The sequence below is a fragment of the Streptomyces verrucosisporus genome (assembly GCF_017114865.1).
GTDB lineage: Bacteria > Actinomycetota > Actinomycetes > Streptomycetales > Streptomycetaceae > Streptomyces > Streptomyces fenghuangensis.
Map to the genome: position 1 here is coordinate 62,730 of NZ_JADEYH010000019.1, position 21,871 is coordinate 84,600.

General features: G+C 74.0%; 19 protein-coding genes. 9 read left to right on the plus strand and 10 right to left on the minus strand.

Features of this window, described 5'->3' with window-relative positions; genetic code table 11:
- Positions 1-38: 38 nt before the first annotated feature.
- The 8 genes from IQ279_RS19765 to IQ279_RS19800 all read right to left on the minus strand — a co-directional run bounded on the left by IQ279_RS19765 (position 39) and on the right by IQ279_RS19800 (position 9,321).
- The gene (locus IQ279_RS19765) at positions 39-284 is read right to left on the minus strand and encodes an acyl-CoA carboxylase subunit epsilon (RefSeq protein ID WP_206350115.1); all 246 of its coding nucleotides are present in this window, start codon (positions 282-284) and stop codon (positions 39-41) included.
- Between the two features lie 109 nt (positions 285-393).
- Complete coding sequence (locus tag IQ279_RS19770) at positions 394-1,026, minus strand: antibiotic biosynthesis monooxygenase family protein (protein WP_206350117.1); 633 nt, start codon at positions 1,024-1,026, stop codon at positions 394-396.
- Positions 1,013-2,038 carry an aromatase/cyclase gene (locus IQ279_RS19775; protein ID WP_206350119.1) on the minus strand — a complete coding sequence of 342 codons (1,026 nt, stop codon included), beginning with the start codon at positions 2,036-2,038 and terminating at the stop codon, positions 1,013-1,015. The genes IQ279_RS19770 and IQ279_RS19775 overlap by 14 nt, the downstream gene beginning before the upstream one ends.
- A gap of 195 nt (positions 2,039-2,233) precedes the next feature.
- Positions 2,234-3,271: a ketoacyl-ACP synthase III family protein gene (locus tag IQ279_RS19780; RefSeq protein WP_206350121.1), complete on the minus strand. Its 1,038-nt coding sequence runs from the start codon at positions 3,269-3,271 to the stop codon at positions 2,234-2,236.
- A gap of 53 nt (positions 3,272-3,324) precedes the next feature.
- The gene (gene cimA, locus IQ279_RS19785) at positions 3,325-4,962 is read right to left on the minus strand and encodes a citramalate synthase (protein WP_206350123.1); all 1,638 of its coding nucleotides are present in this window, start codon (positions 4,960-4,962) and stop codon (positions 3,325-3,327) included.
- A 232-nt stretch (positions 4,963-5,194) separates the two neighbouring features.
- The gene (locus tag IQ279_RS19790) at positions 5,195-6,877 is read right to left on the minus strand and encodes an MFS transporter (protein ID WP_206350125.1); all 1,683 of its coding nucleotides are present in this window, start codon (positions 6,875-6,877) and stop codon (positions 5,195-5,197) included.
- A 49-nt stretch (positions 6,878-6,926) separates the two neighbouring features.
- Positions 6,927-8,090 carry a CaiB/BaiF CoA transferase family protein gene (locus IQ279_RS19795; protein WP_206350127.1) on the minus strand — a complete coding sequence of 388 codons (1,164 nt, stop codon included), beginning with the start codon at positions 8,088-8,090 and terminating at the stop codon, positions 6,927-6,929.
- Positions 8,091-8,097: 7 nt separating this feature from the next.
- Positions 8,098-9,321, minus strand: a complete 1,224-nt coding sequence (locus IQ279_RS19800; protein WP_206350129.1) for a cytochrome P450 — start codon at positions 9,319-9,321, stop codon at positions 8,098-8,100.
- Between the two features lie 210 nt (positions 9,322-9,531).
- Here IQ279_RS19800 and IQ279_RS19805 point away from each other — a divergent pair, with 210 nt between their 5' ends.
- From IQ279_RS19805 to IQ279_RS19825, 5 genes are all read left to right on the plus strand, one after another.
- Positions 9,532-10,653 (plus strand): epoxide hydrolase family protein, encoded by a 1,122-nt coding sequence (locus IQ279_RS19805; protein ID WP_206350131.1) that lies wholly within the window; start codon positions 9,532-9,534, stop codon positions 10,651-10,653.
- Positions 10,654-10,735: 82 nt separating this feature from the next.
- Positions 10,736-12,028, plus strand: a complete 1,293-nt coding sequence (locus IQ279_RS19810) for a cytochrome P450 (protein ID WP_307792440.1) — start codon at positions 10,736-10,738, stop codon at positions 12,026-12,028.
- The gene (locus IQ279_RS19815; protein WP_206350133.1) at positions 12,025-13,062 is read left to right on the plus strand and encodes an MDR family NADP-dependent oxidoreductase; all 1,038 of its coding nucleotides are present in this window, start codon (positions 12,025-12,027) and stop codon (positions 13,060-13,062) included. Before IQ279_RS19810 ends, IQ279_RS19815 begins: the two co-directional genes overlap by 4 nt.
- 125 nt (positions 13,063-13,187) lie before the next feature.
- Positions 13,188-14,300 (plus strand): winged helix DNA-binding domain-containing protein, encoded by a 1,113-nt coding sequence (locus IQ279_RS19820; RefSeq protein WP_206350135.1) that lies wholly within the window; start codon positions 13,188-13,190, stop codon positions 14,298-14,300.
- 177 nt (positions 14,301-14,477) lie between these two features.
- Entirely contained in the window at positions 14,478-15,236 is a 759-nt protein-coding gene (locus tag IQ279_RS19825; RefSeq protein ID WP_206350137.1) for an SDR family NAD(P)-dependent oxidoreductase, read from the plus strand.
- A gap of 119 nt (positions 15,237-15,355) precedes the next feature.
- Here the strand turns inward: IQ279_RS19825 and IQ279_RS19830 are convergent, their stop codons facing one another.
- Together IQ279_RS19830 and IQ279_RS19835 are read right to left on the minus strand one after the other, a co-directional pair.
- Positions 15,356-16,870, minus strand: a complete 1,515-nt coding sequence (locus IQ279_RS19830) for an alpha/beta fold hydrolase (protein WP_206350139.1) — start codon at positions 16,868-16,870, stop codon at positions 15,356-15,358.
- Between the two features lie 18 nt (positions 16,871-16,888).
- On the minus strand, positions 16,889-18,427 hold the full coding sequence (locus IQ279_RS19835) for an MFS transporter (protein WP_206350141.1): 1,539 nt from the start codon (positions 18,425-18,427) through the stop codon (positions 16,889-16,891).
- Positions 18,428-18,669: 242 nt separating this feature from the next.
- On the opposite strand from IQ279_RS19835, the gene IQ279_RS19840 reads away from it, so the two are divergent.
- The 4 genes from IQ279_RS19840 to IQ279_RS19855 all read left to right on the plus strand — a co-directional run bounded on the left by IQ279_RS19840 (position 18,670) and on the right by IQ279_RS19855 (position 21,851).
- Complete coding sequence (locus IQ279_RS19840) at positions 18,670-18,993, plus strand: 2Fe-2S iron-sulfur cluster-binding protein (RefSeq protein ID WP_206350143.1); 324 nt, start codon at positions 18,670-18,672, stop codon at positions 18,991-18,993.
- Positions 18,993-20,360 carry an NAD(P)/FAD-dependent oxidoreductase gene (locus IQ279_RS19845; protein WP_206350145.1) on the plus strand — a complete coding sequence of 456 codons (1,368 nt, stop codon included), beginning with the start codon at positions 18,993-18,995 and terminating at the stop codon, positions 20,358-20,360. The genes IQ279_RS19840 and IQ279_RS19845 overlap by 1 nt, the downstream gene beginning before the upstream one ends.
- A complete protein-coding gene (locus tag IQ279_RS19850; protein WP_206350147.1) occupies positions 20,353-20,910 on the plus strand; it encodes a hypothetical protein in 558 nt (185 codons plus the stop codon). The genes IQ279_RS19845 and IQ279_RS19850 overlap by 8 nt, the downstream gene beginning before the upstream one ends.
- 173 nt (positions 20,911-21,083) lie before the next feature.
- A complete protein-coding gene (locus tag IQ279_RS19855; RefSeq protein ID WP_206350148.1) occupies positions 21,084-21,851 on the plus strand; it encodes a VOC family protein in 768 nt (255 codons plus the stop codon).
- Positions 21,852-21,871 lie beyond the last annotated feature (20 nt).

The window sequence follows — 21,871 nt, forward strand, 5'->3', positions numbered from 1 at the left end:
GGGCTCGACATCCCCCGGACCGGCGGGCCGGCCCCCCGTCATGCCCGCGACCATGCCGTGGGCGGGCGGTAGCCGGCGCGCCCGGCGGACCAGTCGGCGCGGCCCGCGTACGCCTCCGGGTCGCCGGCCTCCGCCGCGGCCTCCGGTCCCCGCGGGCCGGACGCGCCCGCGGGGGTCCGGTGGGCCGACAGCGCCAGTAGTACGGCGGTGACGGCGGCCAGCTCTCCCGCGTCGGGGTTCCCCCGTACGACGGTCAGCAGGGCCTGTGGTGTGTCGTTGGCCATGCGGGCAGGGTGCGCCCCGCGGCTAGAGGGGCGCTCGCGGGCGGGCCGGGCCCGGCAACGACGGGCCGGGCCCCGTAAGGGCCCGGCCCGTCGTGCCCGGCGGCCGTGCTCAGGCGGCGAGTCCCCGCTCGTAGGCGATGTGCCGGGTGCGCTCGACGCGGAAGCGCGCCACCCGGCCCAGCCCGCCGAACGCCCCGTCGCGCCCGGCGGCGGCCAGGGCCCGGTCGCAGGCCCCGGTGTCGGCCCACCACGCCATGCCCAGGTACCGCTGCGGCCGGAAGGTCGAGCGCAGCAGGTCGAAGCCGCCGAAGCCGTCGGTGCCGGCCAGGAGGCGGGACAGCTCACGGGCCTCCTTCTCGAACTCCCGCACCCCGCCCAGCACGGTGCACGGCAGCAGCACCACGTTGTCGTGCCCGGGCAGCGCGTTGCGCACCAGCAGGCGGTCGACGCCGACCGCCTGGTCGGCCTCGGTGTCCACCATGGGCTCCAGGCACCGCACGTGTTCGAGGAACGTCTCGGTGTGCACGGTCTCGATGAAGCCCTCCAGACTCCGCCAGTGCCCCACATGGACGTAGGAGGCCGGGGAGTCCAGCAGCCGCACGGTCACCAGATAGGAGAAGTCCCGCCGGCCGCGCAGGTACTGGGAGTGCTCCCGGAACTCCTGCTCGAACCGGCGCGGGTCCCCCTTGACGGTGAACCGGTGGACTGTGGTCAGTGGACTGCTGAGGTCACGGTCGGTCATGAAGGTCCTCTGCGAACCGCTTGGCGTGCCGGAGGGTGGTGGTGCTGTTGGCACCCAGGGCCTGCCGGACCTTGGCACGGGCCTCGGCGAGCGTGGCCTCGGGGCCCAGGAGCTGCCGCACCCCCTCGGGGTCGAGGGTGACGGTGTGCCAGGAGGTGGCGCGCACGCCCTTTCCGTGGGGCTCGATCTCCCAGCGGCCGGTGTGCCCGCTCATCACCACCGGCACCCGCAGCTGCTTGTAGACGATGGTGGACCGGTCGGGGAAGCACACCCGCACGGACATGGTGTTGTGCAGGGAGCCGTCCGGGCTGCGGGTGTCCATGTCCATGCGCTGGACGGTGGAGCCGCCGCCGTCGGAGGGGGACTCCTCCAGGCCGATGCGGGCGACGTGGGGCAGGCGCTCGGGCCACAGGTCGGCGCGGTCGAGGAAGGCGAAGACGTCCTCGGCCGCGCCCTCGATGTCCACCGAGTCGCTGAAGGTGAAGCGCGGTCCGCCGTCCTCCGCGCCGTCCTCCTGTGCGCCGCCCTGCTCGGCGGCGTTCCTCAGGGCCGTCAGCTCGGCACGGCTGTTGCGGTCCACGGCCCGCTCGATCAGCTCGACCGCCGCCGGGTCGTCGTCCACGGCGGTGTAGTCGTGCAGCAGGACGACACGGCTGCCGCCGCCGTCGTTGGGCTCCACCAGCCACTTCCCGCCCATCGACGCCACCGGGTGCGCGGAGGCCACCTGGCGGAAGGAGACGGTGCGGGCGCGGCTGTCGAGGATGCGGTGCGATGTCCACGAGCGGACCTGGTCGTTGGCCGTGGCCCAGATCCGCAGGAGCTGCTCGTCGGCGTGCTCCTCCAGGACCTCGACGTGGATGGTGGGGCCGAAGACCTGCGGCCACGCCGAGACGTCGGCGACCAGGCCGTAGACGGTGTCCGCGGGCGCGTCGACGACGACGGTGTGCTCCGTGACGTGGGTCCGGGCGGTCCCGGCGGCTTCGGCGACGGCGGTGGCGGGGTTCGGCACCATGGCGGATCTTCCCTTCGGGTCGCGCCGCTCGCACGGCGCCTGTGTCAGATTGGCAGGAGGCGCTCGAGCAGGGCTGGAGCGCCGGAGGAGAGAGGTTCGAGCCCGCCCGGCGGGGCGCCGGGCGGGGCGCGCGGGCCGGGCTGCTTTCAGAGGTCCGCGCCGCCGTGTTCGGGGCGGTGCGTTCGGGCGGTGCGTTCAGGCGGTGCGCGCCCATTCGGGCCGGTCCAGGACCTCCACGACCGCCGAGCCCCAGCTGTAGCCGGCGCCGACGCCGACGAGCAGGCAGTTGTCGCCGGGCCGCGCCCGGCCGGAGACGACCAGGTGGTCCAGGCTCGCGAACTGGTCGCCCGCGCCCAGATGCCCGACCGTGCGGCTCCACTCCCAGGCCGTGCGGGCCGGGTCGATGCCGAACGGCTGGTAGTAGATGGACTGCAGCCGGCGCCGCCCGAAGTGCGGCAGCACCACCCAGTCCACCTCGCCCAGCTCCAGGTCGGCGTCGGCCAGCGCCTGCTTGAGCACGGTCTGCTGCCCGGCGTGGGCGCGGGTGACGGCGTAGGACATGCCCACCCGGGCCACGAAGGAGCGCTTGGCCTCCTCGAAGTCCACCGGGACGCGGTGCGAGAAGGGCGCCCGCCCGAACGGCTCGTCGCCGCGGTGCAGGGGCTCCAGCTCGGGGTCGGCGAGCATCGCCAGGGAGCGCAGCCGGGCGTACCCGCCGCGCCGGGAGAGCACCAGCGCGGTGGCGCCGTCGGCGTACGGGGTGCCCGGGTCGGTGTGCCAGCGGTCGATGCCGGGCTCGCAGAACCGGTCGGCGGTGGTCAGCAGCGCGTCGCGGCGCCCGGGGACGGCCGTGAGGTAGGAGTGGGCGAGGTCCAGGGCGGCCATGCCGCCGTTGGACATCTGCCGGATCTCGATGGCCGGGCAGCTGTTGCCGAGCGTCTCGCGCTGCACGTAGGAGGCGACGGGCCACAGGTCCTGGCCCTGGTGGTAGGTGTCGGCGTGCAGGATCAGGTCGGTGTCGCCGCCGCTGCCGCCCGCCCTGCCCAGGGCGGTGCGGGCGGCGTGCACGGCCATCTCGGCGGCGGACTCGTCCGGCGAGTACGCCACCGAGACCATGCCCGTGGCCGCCGCCACCCGCTCCGGGCAGGCGCCCGACGCCACCGCGTCGGCCACCGGCAGGGACGAGGGGAGCCGCACGCCGGTCCCCCGTATGTAGATGTCTTCCACTCGCACGGTCCACTCCCCATCTCGTCCGGGTGTCGTCGGTGCCGTCCGGGACGGCGCGGTCAGCCCGCCGCCGCCACCGCGGGGACCGCGGCCCGGTGGGGGGCGCGGTGGTCGGCCCCGCGCTCGGTCAGCAGGACGTAGCGGACCGCGTCCAGCAGGGCCCGCCAGGAGGCGGCGACGGTGTTCCCGTCCACGCCGACGGTGCCCCAGCGGCGGCGCCCGTCGGTGAAGGTGATCAGGACGCGCGCGGCGGCGGCGCTGCCCGAGCCGTTCCCCAGCACCCGGACCTGGTAGTCGGCCAGTTCCAGCCGGGCCAGTTCGGGGAAGAACGGGTCGAGCGCCTGGTGCAGCGCCCGGTCCAGGGCGTTGACGGGCCCGTTGCCCGTGCCGGTCGCGGCCAGCGGCGTGCCGTCGATCCGCAGCCGCACCGAACCCTCGGTGCGCACCTCGCCCCCGGACCGCTCCTCGACGCCGACCTTCCAGGCGTCCACCTCGAAGGGGTACTCCAGCCCGCCGCCGGCCAGCTCCTCCAGCAGCAGCAGTTCGAAGGAGGCGTCGGCGGACTCGAAGCTGTAGCCGCGCCCCTCCAGCTCCTTGACCCGTGCCGCGGCCCGCGCCACCGGCTCGGAGCCGGCCGAGACCTCGTAGCCCAGCTCCCGGGCCTTGAGCTCGATGGAGGAGCGCCCGCCCATGTCGGAGACCAGGGTGCGCATGGCGTTGCCCACCAGGCCGGGGTCGATGTGCTGGTAGAGGTCGGGGTCCACGCGCAGGGCGGAGGCGTGCAGCCCGGCCTTGTGCGCGAAGGCGGAGGCGCCGACGTACGGGGCCGCCGGGTGGGCGTGCACTCCGGTCAGCTCGCCGATGGCGCGGCCCGTCTCGGCCATCTCCCGCAGCCGCTCGGCGGGGACGACGTCGGTGCGGCCCCGCTTGAGGACCAGGTTGGCGGCGACGGTGAACAGGTTGGCGTTGCCGCACCGCTCCCCGTAGCCGTGGGCGGTGCCCTGCACGTGGTCGGCGCCGGCGTCCACGGCGGCCAGGGTGTTGGCCACCGCGCAGCCGGTGTCGTCGTGGCAGTGGATGCCCAGGCGCGCGCCGGTGGCGGTGAGGGTGTCCGCCACCACGGCGCCGACGCCGTCCGGCAGGGAACCGCCGTTGGTGTCGCACAGCACGACGGCCTCGGCGCCGGCCTCGGCGGCGGCGCGGACGACCTCCAGGGCGTACTCGCGGTTGGCGAGGTGTCCGTCGAAGTAGTGCTCGGCGTCGACGAAGACCCGGCGGCCGGACCGCACCAGGTGCCGTACGGTGCTGCCGATCATCGCCAGGTTCTCGGCGAGGGTGGTGCGCAGGGCGAGTTCGACGTGCCGGGTGTGGCTCTTGGCCACCAGGGTCACCACCGGGGTCTCGGCCTCCAGCAGCGCCCGCACCTGCGGGTCGGTGGTGACCAGGGTGCCGGGCCTGCGGGTGGCCCCGAAGGCCGCCAGTTCCGCGTTGCGCAGGTCCAGTTCGGTGCGCGCCCGGCGGAAGAACTCGGTGTCCCTGGGGATGGCTCCGGGCCAGCCGCCCTCGATGAAGCCCGCCCCGAAGGCGTCCAGGTGGCGTGCGACGGCGAGCTTGTCCCCGACCGTCGGCGCCAGGCCCTCCTGCTGTGTTCCGTCGCGCAGGGTCGTGTCGTAGAGCTGGAAGCGCCGATCGGCCATCGTCCCTCCTCATTGGTGCCGCCGGCGGCCGACTACCGCGGCGGGTACGGCCCACCGTCCGGGGACCGCCTCGAAGTGGGCTTGAGAGGCGGTCGGCAGCACCGCCGAAGCGGGGGCGGACCGGAGCGGAACGGCCCGGAGCGGGACGGCCCGGGACAGCACGGAGCGGGGGCGGACCGGGCCCGGGGCTCCGGTCCGCCCCCGCCGTTCGCGGGGACGCTCTCTGGGCGGGTCAGGCGGTCGCGCCGGCCGCCTGCTCCTGCTCGGAGGCGTCCTCGGGGCCGTCCTGGCGCAGTCGCCGCGGAACGGAGAACAGCAGGAGGAAGACAGCCGCGGTGATGCCGATGAAGGTCCACAGCAGGGTCTGGAAGCTCGCCGCGAAGGAGACGCCCGTGGTGTCCTTCGTGTACGGCTCCAGGACCTCGGCGACGGCCGGCTCGCTCAGGACGGTCGCCGAGGAGCAGCTCTCGGGCACGATGGCCATGTCCTTCTCGCCCGCGCGGTCCACCGCGCACGTCCGGTAGGCCGTGACGGCCTCGTCGGCCCGCTCGGGGGAGAGGCCGGCGACGGCGACCAGGTCCTTGCGCAGCTGCGGCACCTGGTCCTCCACGGCGGCCCCGGTGTTGCCGACGAGCCCGCCGAAGAACACCACGCTCACCAGCGCGCCGCCGATGGCGAAGCCGAGCTGGGTGTTGGTGTTGACCAGGCCGGACGCGGAACCGGCGTCCTTGTGCGGCACCTCCGAGGTGACGATCAGCGGCAGCGGGGTGGCCACCGTGCCGAAGCCCAGGCCGATCAGGAACAGCGGGACGGCCAGGTGCCAGGAGGTGACCTGGCTGCCGTACTCCCCGGCGACCCAGATGTACGCGCCCAGACCGGCGACCAGGACGACCGCGCCGACCTGGAGCGCCTTGCGGCCGAACTTCGGCACCAGGATCATCACCGACGTCGTCGCGGTCATGAACGCGCCGAGGCAGAACGGCAGGCTGGTGAGGCCCGCGCGCATCGGGGACCAGCCCATGCCGATCTGCATGTACAGCGTCCAGCCGATGGTGAACATGCCCATGCCGATGTAGAAGATGAGGTTCACGGCCAGACCGGAGGAGAAGCTGCGGGTGCGGAACAGCCCCAGCTCGACGAGCGGCGATCCGTCCTTGCGGATCTTGTGCTTCTGCCACAGGACGAACCCGGTCAGCACCAGCAGCGATCCCGCCATGGAGACGAAGCCCAGCACCGGCCAGCCCATCTCGCGGCCCTGGAGCAGCGGGAAGATCAGCATCAGCATGCCGACGGTGGCCAGCAGCACGCCCGTGACGTCCAGCCGCAGCGCCTGCGGGGCCTTGGACTCGGTGATCACCTTCGAGCCGTAGAACAGACCGAAGAGGCCGACGGGGACGTTGACCAGGAAGATCAGCCGCCAGTCGAGGCCGAACAGGTCCCACTGCACCATCAGTCCGCCCAGCGCGAGGCCGAGCGTGGCGGCCAGGCCGCCCACCAGTCCGTGCAGCGCGAAGGCGGTGCCGCGCTCCTTGTTGGAGAAGGTGACGTGGATGATGGAGAGCACCTGCGGGACCATGATCCCGGAGAAGGCGCCCTGCAGCACGCGGGAGACCACCAGCTGCCACGGCTCCTGGGCGAGTCCCGCGGTCAGGGAGGTCAGGGTGAAGCCGGCCACGCCGAGCAGGAAGACCTTCTTGCGGCCGAAGATGTCGCCGAGGCGGCCGCCGAGGATCAGCAGCAGGGCGAAGGCCAGCTGGTAGCCGACCAGGATCCACTGGATCGCCGAGTAGCCGGCGCCCAGTTCGCGCTGCATGGAGGGGGCAGCGACGTTGGCGATGGTGCCGTCCAGCAGGTCCATGAAGGCCGAGACCAGCAGCACCAGCAGGGCCGCCCAGCGCAGGGGGTCGAGCTTCACCTCATCGGTGGAGGCGCCTTCCGGCGTGCCGGCCGACCCGTCGGCCGGCTTACCAGCCCCCGCCTGTTCCCTCGGCCTCTCCACCTCCGCCTCCACGGACGGAACGTGCTCCGACGAAATCGTCATGGCCTACCTCTCTGGTTTTCTCGGGGGTCGTACGGCGAAATGAGGCCGCGGACGGCCGGCTCCAGCCTGACCCGGCCCGCTGGGGTCCTGGTGGAGTCCGGCTGAAGCGCGGCGCGGGCGCGGCCGGGCCGCTGCCGCGGGCCAGGTGGTGCGGGTGGGAGGCCGCCTCCTCCACGGTGAGCACCGGGGTGGCGCACGCCTCGGTCCCGGCGAAGCGGGCCGTCCAGGTGTCGCGGTCGTACCGGGCGAAGCGTTCCTCGAACAGCCTTTCCAGCACTGGCCAGTTGGCCGTGTCGTCGCGGTCCGGGAGCGCGTCGGGGTCGAGGCCGAGCCCGTCCAGCAGGGCGGTGTAGAAGCGCTCCTCCAGTGCCCCGACGGCCATGTGGCGGCCGTCCGCGCACTCGTAGCAGCGGTAGAAGGGGGCGCCGCCGTCGAGCAGGTTCGTCCCGCGCTCATGGCGCCACTGGCCACTGCCGGCCATGCCCACCAGCATGCCGAGCATCGCGCCGACACCGTCCACGATCGACGCGTCGACGGTCTGCCCGAGACCGGATACCTCGCGTTCGCGCAGCGCCGCCAGCACTCCGACGACCAGCAGCATCCCGCCGCCGCCGAAGTCCCCCAGCAGGTTCACCGGGGGGACGGGCGGCCCGCCGGCCCGCCCGATCGCGTGCAGGGCCCCGGTCAGGGCCAGGTAGTTGATGTCGTGGCCGGGTTCCCGCGCGAGCGGCCCCTCCTGGCCCCAGCCGGTCATCCGCGCGTACACCAGGGCGGGGTTGCGCACGCGGCAGTCCGCGGGGCCGATGCCCAGCCGTTCGGCGACCCCGGGCCGGAAGCCCTCGACGAGCACGTCGGCCGTCTCCACCAGCGACAGCAGCTCCGCCACGCCCCGCGGGTCCTTCAGGTCCAGCCCGAGCGACCGCCGCCCGCGGTCCAGCACCACGTGCCAGTCCGGGAACGAGCGGCGGCCGTCGGTCCGGTCGACGCGTACGACGTCCGCGCCGAGGTCGGCGAGCATCATGCAGGCGAAGGGCGCGGGCCCGATCCCGGCGAGCTCCACGACCCTCAGCCCCTCCAGAGGGCCCATCGCCGGCTCACTCGTCCCAGGCGACCGGGAGTCCCCACAGGCCGTAGATGATCGCGCGCTCCTTGGAGCGGATCTCCTGGAAGGGCTTGGCCAGCCGCAGGGTCGGGATGCGCTCGAAGAGCCTGCCCCACACCAGCTGGAGCTCCAGCCGGGCCAGGTCCGCTCCGATGCAGTGGTGCAGGCCGTGGCCGAAGCCGAAGTGGCGGCGGTTGCCGCGGGCGAGGATCAGCTCGTCGGGGTCCTCGAACACCTCGGCGTCGCGGTTGGCCGTCAGGCCGAGGCAGAGGATGCCGTCGCCCTTGCGGATGGTGGCGCCGGCCAGTTCGATGTCGTCGGTGGCCACGCGCGGCACGGCCGCGTCGCCGATGGTCAGGTAGCGGACCAGCTCCTCGACCGCCGGGCCGATCAGCCCGGGGTCGGCCTTCAGCTGCTCCAGCTGCTCGGGGTGCTCCAGCAGGCAGGCGGTGCCCAGCGAGATCATGCTGGCGGTGGTCTCGTGCCCGCCGTTCATCAGCAGCCGGCACAGGTTGACCAGGTCGCGGGCCTCGTACTCCTCGCCCGACTCGCGGTACTCGGCGATCGCCCGGCTGAGCAGGTCGTCGCCGGGCTCCTTCTCCTTCTTGGCCACCAGGTCGAACAGGTAGTTGTTGACGTCCACCAGGGCGGCCTGGCGCTCGGCCATGGTCGCGGTGCCGCCCAGCAGGGTGGTGCCGTTGACCTGGAAGAACTCGTGGTCCTCGTAGGGGATGCCGAGCAGCAGGCAGATCACCGTCATCGGCACCGGCAGGGAGAGGGCGTGATGCATGTCCACGCCGGGGCCCTGCTCGATCATCGCGTCGATCGCCTCGTCGACGATCTTCTCGATCTGCGGACGCAGCATCTGCACACGCCGGTTGGTGAAGGTCACGGCGGCCTTGCGGCGGACCTTGGTGTGCTCGGGCGGGTCGTAACCGATGAAGGACGTCTCGGTGCGGAACTCCGGCGGGGCGTCGAAGTAGAAGGGGAAGTTCGCCTCCTTGCGCGAGGCGCTGGTGCGCGGGTCGGTCAGCAGCTGGCGCATGTTCTCGTGCCCGGTGACCGCCCAGACCTTCAGTCCGGTCGTGAGCGGGACCTGCTTCACGGGCTCTTCGGCGAACTGCGCGTACTGCTCGGGCTGGGAGAACGGGCACTTCCGCTCGTAGGGGAAGGTCTCCTCCACTGCTGCGCCGGTCTGTTCGGCTTGTGTGCTCATCGCTGGTCCCTCCTCGTCAGGACGGCTGCGACGCTGACACCCGCCTCTGGAGAGAGGCATGAACAGGGCTCGAACCACCCTTCCTCCCGCCCCGGGCGCTGTTCGACCCGGTCTCTAGGCCGCGTCCGTAGCGTGCGGCCCGTCCCGGTGGGGAGGCCCGTCCCGGCCGGCCCAGCCCAGCCCAGCCAGTCCAGCCCTGGAGGAACGCCGATGAGCACGGCAGTGACGCCCTTCCGCGTAGCGGTCCCCGAGGCGGACCTCACCGACCTGAGGGAACGGCTGGCCAGGACCCGCTGGCCCGAGGCCGAGACCGTGGGCGACTGGTCCCAGGGCGTCCCCCTGGAGTACCTGAGGGAACTGGCCGGCCACTGGCGCGACGGCTACGACTGGCGCGCGACCGAGGCGCGGCTGAACGCACTGCCGCAGTTCCGCACGGAGATCGACGGCCTGGGCGTCCACTTCCTGCACGTGCGCTCCCCGCACCCGGACGCCATGCCGCTGCTGCTCAGCCACGGCTGGCCCGGCTCGGTCGTGGAGTTCCTGGACGTCGTCGGCGCGCTGACCGACCCCGCGGACCCGGCCGACGCCTTCCACGTGGTCTGCCCCTCCCTGCCGGGCTTCGCCTTCAGCGACAAGCCGGCCGAGGCGGGGTGGACGATCGAGCGCACCGCCGCCGCCTGGGACGAGCTGATGTCCCGGCTGGGCTACGGCCGCTACGCCGCGCACGGCACTGACTGGGGCTCGTTCCTCACCGCGATCCTCGGCGAGACCCGCCCGGAACGTCTGGCGGGCATCCACATCGCCATGCCCTTCGCGCGTCCGCCGCGGGAGCAGGTGGAGCTGGACGAGCGGGACCTGGCCGGGCTGGCCGCGCTGAAGGAGTTCCAGCAGAGCGAGGGCGCGTACTCCGTCCTCCAGGCCACCCGCCCCCAGACCCTCGGCTACGGCCTGACGGACTCGCCGGCCGGGCAGCTGGCGTGGATGGTGGAGAAGTACTGGGCCTGGAGCGACCACGACGGCGACCTGGACAAGGTGATCCCCCGGGACCGGATCCTGGACGCGGTGTCGGTCGCCTGGTTCACCGCCACCGGCGCCTCCTCGGCCCGCGTCTACTGGGAGAGCCACAACAAGATGGCGCTGGGCCCGGTGGGCGTGCCCACCGCCTGCTCGCTGTTCCCCAAGGACGGCCGGATGCCGCGCGCCTGGTGCGAGGACCGCTTCACCGACCTGCGCCGCTGGACCGACCACGACCGCGGCGGCCACTTCCCCGCCCTGGAGCAGCCCGAACCGCTCGTCGGCGAGCTGCGCTCCTTCTTCCGCCCGCTGCGCTGACGCCCGCCGCTCCCGGACCGCACCGCGCACCCCACCCACCCCGCGCACCGCACCGCGAGCCGAGACCGTGAAAGGCGACGCCGTGACCGTCCACCAGGCCCCTCCCGAAGCCTCCCCCCGGGCCGCACGCGCCCCCGAGCCCCTGCCCCCCTTCCCCTTCCCCGGATCGAGCTACCGGGGCCCCGCCCCCGCCTACGCGCGGCTGCGCGCCGAGCGGCCCGTCGTACGGGTGGGGACGGCCGGCGGCGGCCACGCCTGGCTGGTGACCCGGCACGCGGACGTACGGGCCGTCCTGGAGGACCCCCGGTTCAGCCGGGCCGCGATGTACGCACCCGGCGCCCCGCGCTTCAGCGGTCTGTTCCAGGCCCCGCCGGGCATGATCGTCTCCCTCGACCCGCCCGACCACACCCGGCTGCGCGCCCTGGCCGCCCAGGCGTTCTCGCCCGGGCGGATCGAGGGCATGCGGCCGCGGGTGCGCGAGCTGGCCGGCGGGCTGCTGCGGGACCTGGAGCCGGAGGCGGACCGGGGCGAACCGGTGGACCTGGTGGCGCGGTTCGCCGCCCCGCTGGCGATGGCCGTCATCTGCGAGCTGCTGGGCGTGCCCGGAGAGGACCGCGGGCGGTTCCACACCTGGGTACGGCGGTTCGCCGATCTGTCGGCACCCGAGGAGCAGGCGGTGGAGGCCCGCGAGAGCCTCGGCGCCTACATCGCCGCCCTGGTGGCGGCCGGGCGCGCCGCCCCCGCCGCCTCGCCCGGCTCGGCCGACGACGTGCTGTCCGCGCTGGCCGCCGCCCGGCTCGGGGAGGACCGGCTGAGCGAGGAGGAGCTGATCGGCCTCGGATACACCCTGCTGGGGGCCGGATTCGACTCCTCGGCCGGACAGATCGCCAACTTCGCCCTCACCCTGCTCGCCCACCATCCGGAGCTGTGGCGACGGCTGGGCGAACATCCCGAGGAGGTGCCGGCGGCCGTCGAGGAGCTGCTGCGCACCGTCAACCTCAACGCGGACGACACCTCCGGCCTGCCCAGGATCGCCACCGAGGACGTGCCCCTCGGCGGGACGGTCGTCCCCGCGGGCGACGCGGTGTTCGTCTCCTTCGCCTCCGCCAACCGCGACGAGGCGGTCTTCACCGATCCCGGACACCTCGACCCCGTCCGTGCGGAGAACCCGCACCTGGCGTTCGGGCACGGCATCCACCGCTGCCTGGGCGCTCCCCTGGCCCGCCTCGAACTCTCCGTGGCGCTGGAGGAGCTGACCCGCCGCTTTCCCGGGGCGCGGCTCGCCGTGCCCGCCGCCGAGGTCCCCTGGCGGACCGGCGACGTCAACCACAACCCGCTCACCCTCCCTGTGGAACTGCGAAGGAGCACCTCATGAGCACCGCCGTCCTGCCCGACGCCCTGCCCGCCACCAGCCTCGAAGTGCGGCTGGCCGCCTACCCGGACCCCGAGGGCGAGGTCACCCTCGACCACTTCGCCATGGGCGAGAGCGAACTGTCCGAGCCCGGCGAGGGACAGGTCGTCGTCCGCAACGACTGGATGACCCTGGGCTCGGTCGCCCGCGACCAGATGAACCCGGCCACGAAGCTGCCGATCCCGGTCTTCCAGCCGGGGGTGGCGATGTGGGGCCGGACCGTCGGCACGGTCGTGCGGTCGGCCAGCCCCGACCTGGCCGTCGGCGACCTCGTCGAGCACTTCTCCGGCTGGCGGCAGTACGCGGCCGGCTCCGCGCAGGAGTTCTTCCGCCGCGACCGCGACCTGCTGCCCGGCCCGGAGTACTTCCTCTCCCAGGGCCCCACCGCCTGGCACGGGATGGTCGACACCGTCGGCGCCGGCGAGGGCGAGACGGTCTTCGTCTCCGGCGCCACCAACGGCGTCGGCGCGCTGGCCGGGCAGATCGCGAAGCTGCGCGGCGCGAAGCGCGTCATCGGGAGCACCGGCTCCCGGGAGAAGATCGACTTCCTGGTGAAGGAGATCGGCTTCGACGCCGCCTTCGACTACCACGACGGACCGGTGGCCGAGCAGCTCGCCGAACTGGCCCCCGACGGCCTGGACGTGGTCTTCGACAACGTGGGCGGCGAGCAGTTCGAGGCGGCGGTCCGGCTCGCCAACCGCGGCGCCAGGTTCGCCCTGTGCGGCGCGCTCGCCGGGCAGCACGGCGGGGACGGCGGCAGCCCGCGTCTGCCGCTGATGACCGCGATCAGCCGGGACCTGTCGTTCCGCGGCTTCGCCACCCTCCACACCCCCGACCAGATCGACGGCTGGAACGAGCGGTTCGGCGTCTGGCTGAGGGAGGGCCGCATCGTCTTCCCGCACACGGTCGTCGACGGCGGGGTGGAGGCGCTGCCGCAGGCGTTCGTGGATCTGCTCCGGCGCCGCTACAGCGGTACGGTCCTGGTCAAGCTGTCCTGAGCCTCCGCCCGCCCTCCCCGAACCCCCCACCGCGCGGCGGTGCCCCCGCGACGTCCTTCCACGTCGCGGGGGCACCGCCGCGCGTTCGCCGTACCACCGAAGCCGCACCACAGGAGAGGACCCCTATGACGACCGGAACGCCGACCGTACTGGACCGGCGGGCGCTCAACCGGGCACTGCTGGCACGGCAGTGGCTACTGGAGCGTACCGCCGCCTCCGCCTCCGACGTCCTGGAACACCTGGTCGGCATGCAGGCCCAGGCCCCCAACCCGCCCTATCTGGGCCTGTGGACCCGTATCGCCGGCTTCCGCCTCGACGACCTGGCCGATCTGGTGAGGAAGCGTCAGGCGGTGCGCCTGGTGCTGATGCGCGGCACCATCCACCTGGTCACCGCCCGTGACTGCCTGGCCCTGCGCCCGGTGCTGCACAACTCCCTGACCCGCGGTCTGAACAGCACCTTCGGACGCCGGCTGACCGGACTGGACCTCACCGAGGTGGCCGCCGAGGGCCGGCGCCTGGTCGAGTCCGAGCCCCTGACCCTGGGCGAGCTGGGCAAGCGGCTGGCCGAGCGGTGGCCGGACCGGGACGCCTTCGCCCTGGCCAACGTCGTACGCGCCCTGGAGCCGCTGGTACAGGTGCCGCCGCGCGGCCTGTGGGGCGAGAGCGGGCAGGCCGCGCACACCACCGCCGAGGCCTGGCTGGGCGAGCCGCTGTCCGCCGACGACTCGGCGCGTCAGGTGGTGCGGCGCTATCTGGCGGCGTTCGGCCCGGCCACGGCCGCGGACATGCAGACCTGGTCCGGCATGACCCGGATGGCCGCCGTCTTCAAGGACCTCCGCCCCGAACTGGCCATCTTCCGCGACGAGAAGGACCGGGAGCTCTTCGACCTCCCGAACGCCCCGCGCCCCGGCCCCGACGCCCCGGCGCCCGTCCGCCTGCTGCCGGAGTTCGACAACGTCCTGCTCTCCCACGCAGACCGCACCCGGATCCTCACCGACGAGCAGCGCCGGCTGATCATCACCCGCAACGGCCTGGTGAAGTCCACCTTCCTGGTGGACGGTTTCCTGGCCGGGACCTGGCGGATCGACCGGACGAAGAAGGCGGCCACGCTGGTCCTCGAACCCTTCGCCCCGCTGAGGGCGGCGGACCGCGAGGCGCTCGCCGAAGAGGCCGGGAACCTGCTCGCCACGGCAGCCGCCGACGCCGGTGCCCGCGACATCCGCTTCGAGGCCCCCTGACCGTCCGGCCGCCGGCCGTCCCCTCCCCTCCCCTCCCCGCCCTCCGGCCGGGCTCGACCGGCGGTGCAGTGGCCCGGGCTGTACTGGCCGCGACCGCGCCCGGCCGTCCGGCCGGACGGCCGTCACCCGGTCCATCCAGCCCGTCCCACCCATCCGGCCCATACAGGGGAGCTACGCATGTCGGACAAGCCCTTCGCCGATCAGACCGTCGTCGTCACCGGAGGCGGGACCGGTATCGGCCGGTCCGCCGCCCTGGCCTTCGCCGACCTCGGCGCGAAGCACGTGGTCGTCACCGGCCGCCGCGCCGAGCGCCTGGCGGAGGTCTCCGCCCTGCATCCCGCCGTCGTCACGGTGACCGCCGACGTCCGCGAGGAGGCGGGGGCCGAGGCCGTCGCCGCCGCCGTCACCGGACTCGGGGGAGCGGTGGACGTCCTGGTGCACAACGCGGGCGTCTTCCGCTTCAGCCCGCTGGAGGCCCTGGACCCGGCCACCGTCCGCGAGGTCGTGGACATCAATCTGATCGGCCCCCTGCTGCTCACCGGGAAGCTGCTGCCGATGCTGCGCTCCCCCGGCGGCAGCATCGTGCTGGTCTCCAGCCGCGCCGGCCACAACGCCTCCGCGGGCTCCTCGGTCTACGCGGCGAGCAAGGCGGGCGTCCACAGCCTCACCCGCAGCTGGGCGGCCGAGCTGGCTCCGAAGGGCATCCGCGTCAACGCGGTCGCCCCGGGCTTCGTCCGCACCGAGGCGTACGCGGCCAACGGGCTGGGCCCGGAGCAGGTGGAGGGCCTGTTCGAGGGTGTGAGGCACCAGGTGCCGCTGGGCCGCGTCGGCGAGACCGACGACGTCACCCCCTGGATCACCCGCCTCGCGGAGCCCTCCAGCTCCCTGGTGACGGGCCAGATCATCACCCTCGACGGCGGTATGGACGTCGCCTGATCCCCTGATCCACGGCCCCCCACCGCCGAGCCGTGCGCCGGCCCACCGGGGTACGTCCGGCCCCCGGGAACCGGTGCGGTTCCCGGGGGCCGGACGCGCGGGCGCGGGACGTGGGCCGGTCAGGCGTCCGCGGGGACGTCCGGGCGGGAGACCGTGCCCGGGCAGGTGGTGCCCGGGGCCGGGAGGACGCCCTCGGTCAGATAGCGCTCGACATGGGCGTCGACGCGGGGGTTGCCGGACAGGGCGTAGATCTCGTGGTCGCCGGAGTCCTCCACGGTGAGCAGCGTGTGGCCGAGCAGCCCGGCCATGGCGACGCCGCCGTCGTAGTGGTCCAGCGGATCGCCGTCGGCCTGGACGACCAGGCCCGCCGGGTAGCCGTCGCGCGTGATGCGGGTGGGCTCCTCGGGCGCCGTGAAGGTGCGGAACGCACCGACCCACGGCTGGGCGCGCAGCACGCCGTAGCCGTAGGGGAAGCGCTTGCGGAAGTCACGCATGTCCTGGTGGTAGACCTCCAGGTCGCCGGGCCAGGCGTGTTCCAGGGTGATGGCCTCCAGGACGCCGACGCGCAGGTCGCCCTCGCTGTCCTCGGGCCGCCAGGTGCCCTGCTCGGCCAGTAGCTCGCGGCAGCGGTCCAGATCTCCGGCGGCGGTCGCCTCCCGCACTCCCGCCACCAGCAGGCCCAGTTCCTCCCACCTGCTCCGGTCGGCCGCGCGGTTGCCCACCGCGCCGTCGAGGAGGGTGCGCAGCCGCGGGGTGTCGCACTGCTCGTCCAGACGCGCGACGACCTCCTCCACCGCGGCGAGCACCTGCTCGGGTCCGGTGCCCAGACCGAAGTGCCCGTCGCGTTCGCCGGTCCACTCGGCCCACCGGTCGACGTTGCGCCGGACGGCGTCGCCCTGCCACAGGAACTGCTCGCGCCAGGTCCACCCGGGGTGGACGCAGGAGTCGAGCACACTGCGGTCCAGGCGGTCGGGGAACATGCTGCCGAAGACGGCGCCGACGTACGCGCCGTAGGCGTAGCCCACGAAGCTGATCCGCTCCTCGCCGAGGACGGCGCGGATGACGTCCATGTCGCGGGCGGTGTTGCGGGTGCTGATGTGCGGGCGCAGTTCGCCGCCGGCCCGCTCGCAGGCCAGCTCGCGCAGCCGCATGTCCTCGCCCAGGGCCTCGAACGCGGAGTCCGGGGGCCGGGAGTCGAAGGGGGCGGCGGGGACGGTGACCTCGGCGTACAGGCGGGTGGAGTCGCCGGTGCCGCGCGGGTCGAAGCCGATGAGGTCGTAGACCTCGTGGACGGGGCCGCCCTCGTACTTGCCCGGCAGCTCGCGGCCCAGGCCCCAGTCCCCGCCGGGCCCGCCGTTGACGGCCAGCAGGACGCCGCGGCGGCGGGCGGGGTCGGTGGCCCGGCGGCGGCTGAGGGCGATGGTGACGCGCTCGCCCTCCGGGTCGGCGTAGTCGCGGGGGACCTCGATGGTCGCGTACTCCACCCGGGCCCCGGTTCCGCTCCCCCCGGTCCCCTCGCCGGTGCTTTCGGGTCCGTCGGTGCCGCCGGGCGTGCGGACCGTCCACTGCGGCCGCTGGGAACCGAACGCGCTCAGCGCGTCGGCGCCCGCCGTTACGGGCGGATTGGTCGCCATCGGAAACCTCCGTTCTCGTCAGGGCGCCAGCGTCCCGTCACCGTCTCGAAGACGGCTGGAGCGCCCTTGGACCGGAGCGTCCTTGGCCGGAAGCCCCCGGCCCGGTACGGCCAGGGCCGCCAGCAGTCCCGCGGCGGTGAACAGCGCGGCGCCGGTCAGGGCCAGCCCGTAGCCGGAGGCGAGCGCGTCCCTCAGCGCCGCCCCGCCGGCCAGTTCGCGGTCCGCGCGGGCGGTGGAGAGGGCGGCCAGGGTCACCAGGCCGGCGGCGCTGCCCAGCTGGCGGGTGGTGTTCAGCAGGCCCGAGGCCAGTCCGGCGTCGCGGGCGGGTACGCCGGCGGTGGCCGCGTTCGTCGTCGCGTTGAGGACGGCGCCCATGCCGAAGCCCAGCAGCAGGGCGGGGCCGAGGACGTCGGCCGCGTAGGTGGAGCCGGCGTCCACCCGGGACAGCCACAGCAGCCCGGCGCACGACAGCGACAGTCCGCCCAGCAGCACCGGCCGGGGGCCGGTGCGGGGCACCGTCCGGGCGATGCCCCAGCCGCCGAGGGCGATGCCCAGGGACATCGGCAGATAGCTCAGCCCGGTGCGCAGCGGGCTGTAGCCGAGCACCTGCTGGAGGACCAGGGTGAAGAAGTAGAAGGTGCTGAAGAGGGCCGCGATGCCGAAGAAGGCGACGAGGTTGGCGGCGGTCAGCGACCGGTTGCGGAAGACGCCGAGCGGCACCAGGGGGTACCGGGCGAACCGGGCCTGGTGGAGCACGAAGAGGCACAGCAGTGCCGCACCGGCCGCCGTCGTCCCCCAGACCCGCGGTGAGTCCCAGCCGTGGGCGCCGGAGGCGGCGACGCCGTGGACGGTGGCCATCAGGCCGCAGGTGACGGCCAGTGCCCCCGGCAGATCCAGGCCTCTTCCTCCCCCCGGCCCGTCCCGCCGCGTCCCGGTCTCGGGGACGGCCCAGTACACGGCGGCCAGCAGCAGCAGGCCCAGGGGTACGTTGATCAGCAGCACCCAGCGCCAGGAGAACCACTGGGTGACCACGCCTCCGACGAGCACCCCGGCGGCCCCGGCGACCCCGGAGACCGCGCTCCACATCCCGAACGCCCTGGCGCGGGCGGCGGGTTCGGTGAACGTGGTGCCCAGCACCGTGAGGGTGGCCGGGGCCATGACGGCCGCGCCCAGTCCCTGGAAGGCCCGGGCGAGTACGAGCGTGACCGGGTCGTGCGCCGCCCCGCCGACGCTGCTGGCCAGCGTGAACAGGGTGACGCCGAGGAGGAGGACGCGGCGCTGGCCGAACAGGTCGGCGAGCCGGCCTCCGAGCAGCAGGAAGCCGCAGACGGCGATGGTGTAGGCGTTGTTGACCCACTGCAGGGTGTGTCTCTCGAAGCCCAGCTCCTGTGCGATGACGGGCAGGGCCACGTTCACCACCGAGGCGTCGAGCACGTTCATGAACTGCCCCAGGCAGCAGGCGAACAGCACGAGGCGGAGTCGTCCGCCCCTCCGGCCTGCCGTCTTGGTGCCCCTGCCGGTGGTGGTGCCCGATGCGCGCGGTGTCCAGGTGGTCATGCGGGGACGCTGCGGCGGCGGGGTGGACGGCCGGTAGCGGCCCGGTCGAGCCCCGTCCGCGCGCCCGGGTCCCCGGCCGTGCCGTGCTCCCGCCGTCCCCTCGCCGGGTCCCCGGGTCTCCGCCCGTGTCTCCTCCGTGCTCCAGAGGCGCTCCAGCGCGCTCCCAGTGCGCCCCCAGACGCCGCTGCCACCGTTCGCTGCCTACCGATGTGCGGCCGGCCGACTTTGCCGAGGAGAGCGCCATGGCCAAGATCACCTACAAGCACCCCAACGGCACCGAGACCATCGTCGACGTGGCGGCGCCCAACACGGTCATGCGCGGTGCCAAGACCAACAACATCGACGGCATCGAGGCCCAGTGCGGCGGCTCCGCCCAGTGCGGCACCTGCCACGTCTACGTGGACGAGGCCAACACACTGCCGCTGCCCGAGATGCACGAGTCCGAGGACGAGGTGCTGTACGGCACCGCCTGCCCCCGCCGTGACAACAGCCGCCTCAGCTGCCAGCTCCCGGTCTCCGAGGAGATCGACGGCCTGGTGGTGCACCTGCCGGAGGCGCAGAGCTGATGGCCGGGGCGAGGGAAGGGACGGCCCGGAGCACGGCGGGAAGAACCGCCGGGGAGCACGGCGCGCCGGACGTGGTCGTCGTCGGCGCGGGACAGGGCGGCGTGGAGACCGTCGCGGCGCTGCGCGCCCGCGGTTTTCCCGGCCGCATCACGCTGGTCGCGGAGGAGACCGCGCTGCCCTACCAGCGCCCGCCGCTGTCGAAGGGCTACCTGCTGGGGACGGTGGACCGGGCCGGCCTCGAACTGCGGCCCGACGACTTCTTCTCCGCTCTCGACATCGACCTGGTCCGCGGCGACCGGGCGGCCGGGATCGACCGGGACCGCGGGGCCGTGGAGCTGGACTCCGGCCGTGAGCTGCCCTACGGGCGCCTGGTCCTGGCGACCGGCTCGCGGCCGCGCCGCCTGCCCGTCGCCGGGGCGGACCTGGAGGGCGTGCGGACCCTGCGCTCCCTGGCCGGCGCCGACGAGCTGCGCGGCCGGCTCACCGACGGCCGGGAGCTGGACGTGGTGGTGGTCGGCGCGGGCTTCCTAGGCCTGGAACTGGCCGCCACCGCCCGCACGCTCGGCCACCGGGTCACGGTCGTCGAGGCGTCCGCGCGGGTGATGTCGCGGGTGGTCACCGAGGCCGTCTCGGAGCACGTCGCGGCCGAGCACCGCGGGCAGGGCGTCCGTGTCCTGACGCGCCGCGAGGTGGTGGCGCTGCACGGCGGCACCGGTCCCGAGGACCCCGGTCACGTACGGGTGGTGGAGCTGGACGGCGGCGAGCGCCTGGCGGCCGATCTGGTCGTGGTCGGCATCGGCGCCCTGCCCAACGTCGAACTCGCCACCGCCGCCGGACTGCTGGTGGGCGACGGCGTCATCGTCGACCCCCGGCTGCGCACCAGCGATCCGGACGTGTACGCCGTCGGCGACTGCGCGCGCTTCCCCAGCCCGTGGACCGGGCGGCACGTCCGCCTGGAGTCGGTGCAGAACGCCTCCGACCAGGCCCGCCGCGTGGCGGCCGACATCCTGGGCGAGACCGGGCCGTACACCGCGCTCCCCTGGTTCTGGTCGGAGCAGTACGGGCTGCGGCTCCAGATGGCCGGGCTCACCGCGGGCCACGACGAGGCGGTGGTCGCCGGCGACCCGGACGCCGGGCGTTTTTCGGTGTTCTGCTTCCGCGCCGGGCGCCTGACCGGCGTGGAATCCGTCAACCGGCCCGCCGACCACGGCATCTCGCGCCGTCTCCTGGCATCGGGCACGGACCTGACGCCGAGGGACGTCGCCCGTCCCGGCTTCGACCTCAGGGCCCACGCACAGCAGCGGTCCGCACCACCGGCACAGCAAGCACCAGCGGCACAGCACGCAGAGAGGCCAGTCCATGCCTGACACAGAGACCATCCCGCCCGCCACCGCCACCGCCACCCCCTCCGCACCCGACGCGCGGCGGCGCGTGTCGCCGCGCGTACTCGCCGTCTGGTTCGCGGTCCTGACGGTGCTCGCCGGCCTGCTGGTCACGGCCGCCGACTCCGAAGAGGCCCGGGCGCACGGCCGGGGCCCGGCGGTCACCGGCGCCTGGGAGGTGGCCGTCACCGTCGGCACCGGCCCGGACGCCACCACCGCCGTCTCGCGCTTCGTCTTCCACGACGACCGCACCGTGACGACCGACGGCACCCCCGACGAGAACGGTGTGCCGCAGTACCCGGGCACCGGCTACTGGACGGCCCGCGGCAAGAACGTCTTCTCCTTCTACGTGACCCACCCCGGTCCCACCGAGCCCGCCGAGGGTGTCTTCCCCGGCACCGTGCACGCCGTCCACCTGGGCAGGCTGTCGGGTGACGCCTTCACCACGACCGCCACCGCCTTCACCGTGCTGGAGCAGGACGGCACCGTCTTCGGCCCCGTCACGGTCTCGGCCCGGGGCACCCGGCTCGGCTGAGCCCGCCGCCCCGCGTCCGTCCGCGCCCGTGCGGCGACCGCCCGTGCCCGGCTCCCCGCGAGCCGGGCACGGGCGCTTCTCGTCCGCCGCTCGAGCGCCCGCGGATAGCGTCCGGACGACCGCAGGACGTGCCGTGCACGACGAGGACACGACGTGATGGAGAGGAGCGGGACGTGACCGCTTTCGAGGCAGGTTTCCCCTGCTGGGTGGACGCGACGGTGCCCGACCTGGAGGCGGCGAAGCGCTTCTACGGCGAGCTGTTCGGCTGGACGTACCACGACACCGGCCACGGGGCCTCCGTGGTGGCCCTGTGCGACGGGAAGACCGTGGGGGCGCTGGCCGCGGACCCGGAGGGCGCCTCGGGCGCGTGGAACCTGTACTTCGCCTCGACGGACGCGGCCGGCGCCGCGGACCGGATCGGGGAGGCCGGCGGCCGGGTCGTCGCCGGACCGTCGGTGGTGCCCGGCATGGGCACCAGCCTGCTGGCCACCGACCCGGGCGGCACGGTCTTCGGCCTGTGGCAGGCGGACGGCCACGCGGGCTTCGACCTCCACGGCGCCCCCGGCTCGTTCTTCTGGCCCGAGGTCTACACGCGCGACAAGGAGCGCGTCGACCCCTTCTACGAGACCGTCCTGGGCTACCAGGGGCAGCAGGTCTCGGAGGGCACGGAGTTCGACTTCAAGCTCTTCTCGCTGCCCGGCGGCCCGCAGCCGGTCGCCGCCCGCCTCCAGATGGGGCCGTACCAGCCCGCCGATCTCCCGGCCCACATGCTGGTGTACTTCTCCGTCGAGGACTGCGACAAGGCCGTGGAGACGGTCCGTTCCCTGGGCGGGGAGGTCCGGCGCGAGCCCATGGACAGCCCGTTCGGCCGTTCCGCCCTGCTCTCGGACGACCAGGGCGCGCGCTTCGCCGTGATGGGCCCGGTGGCGGAAGCCGGCTGACGCGGCTTCCGTACGGGCGG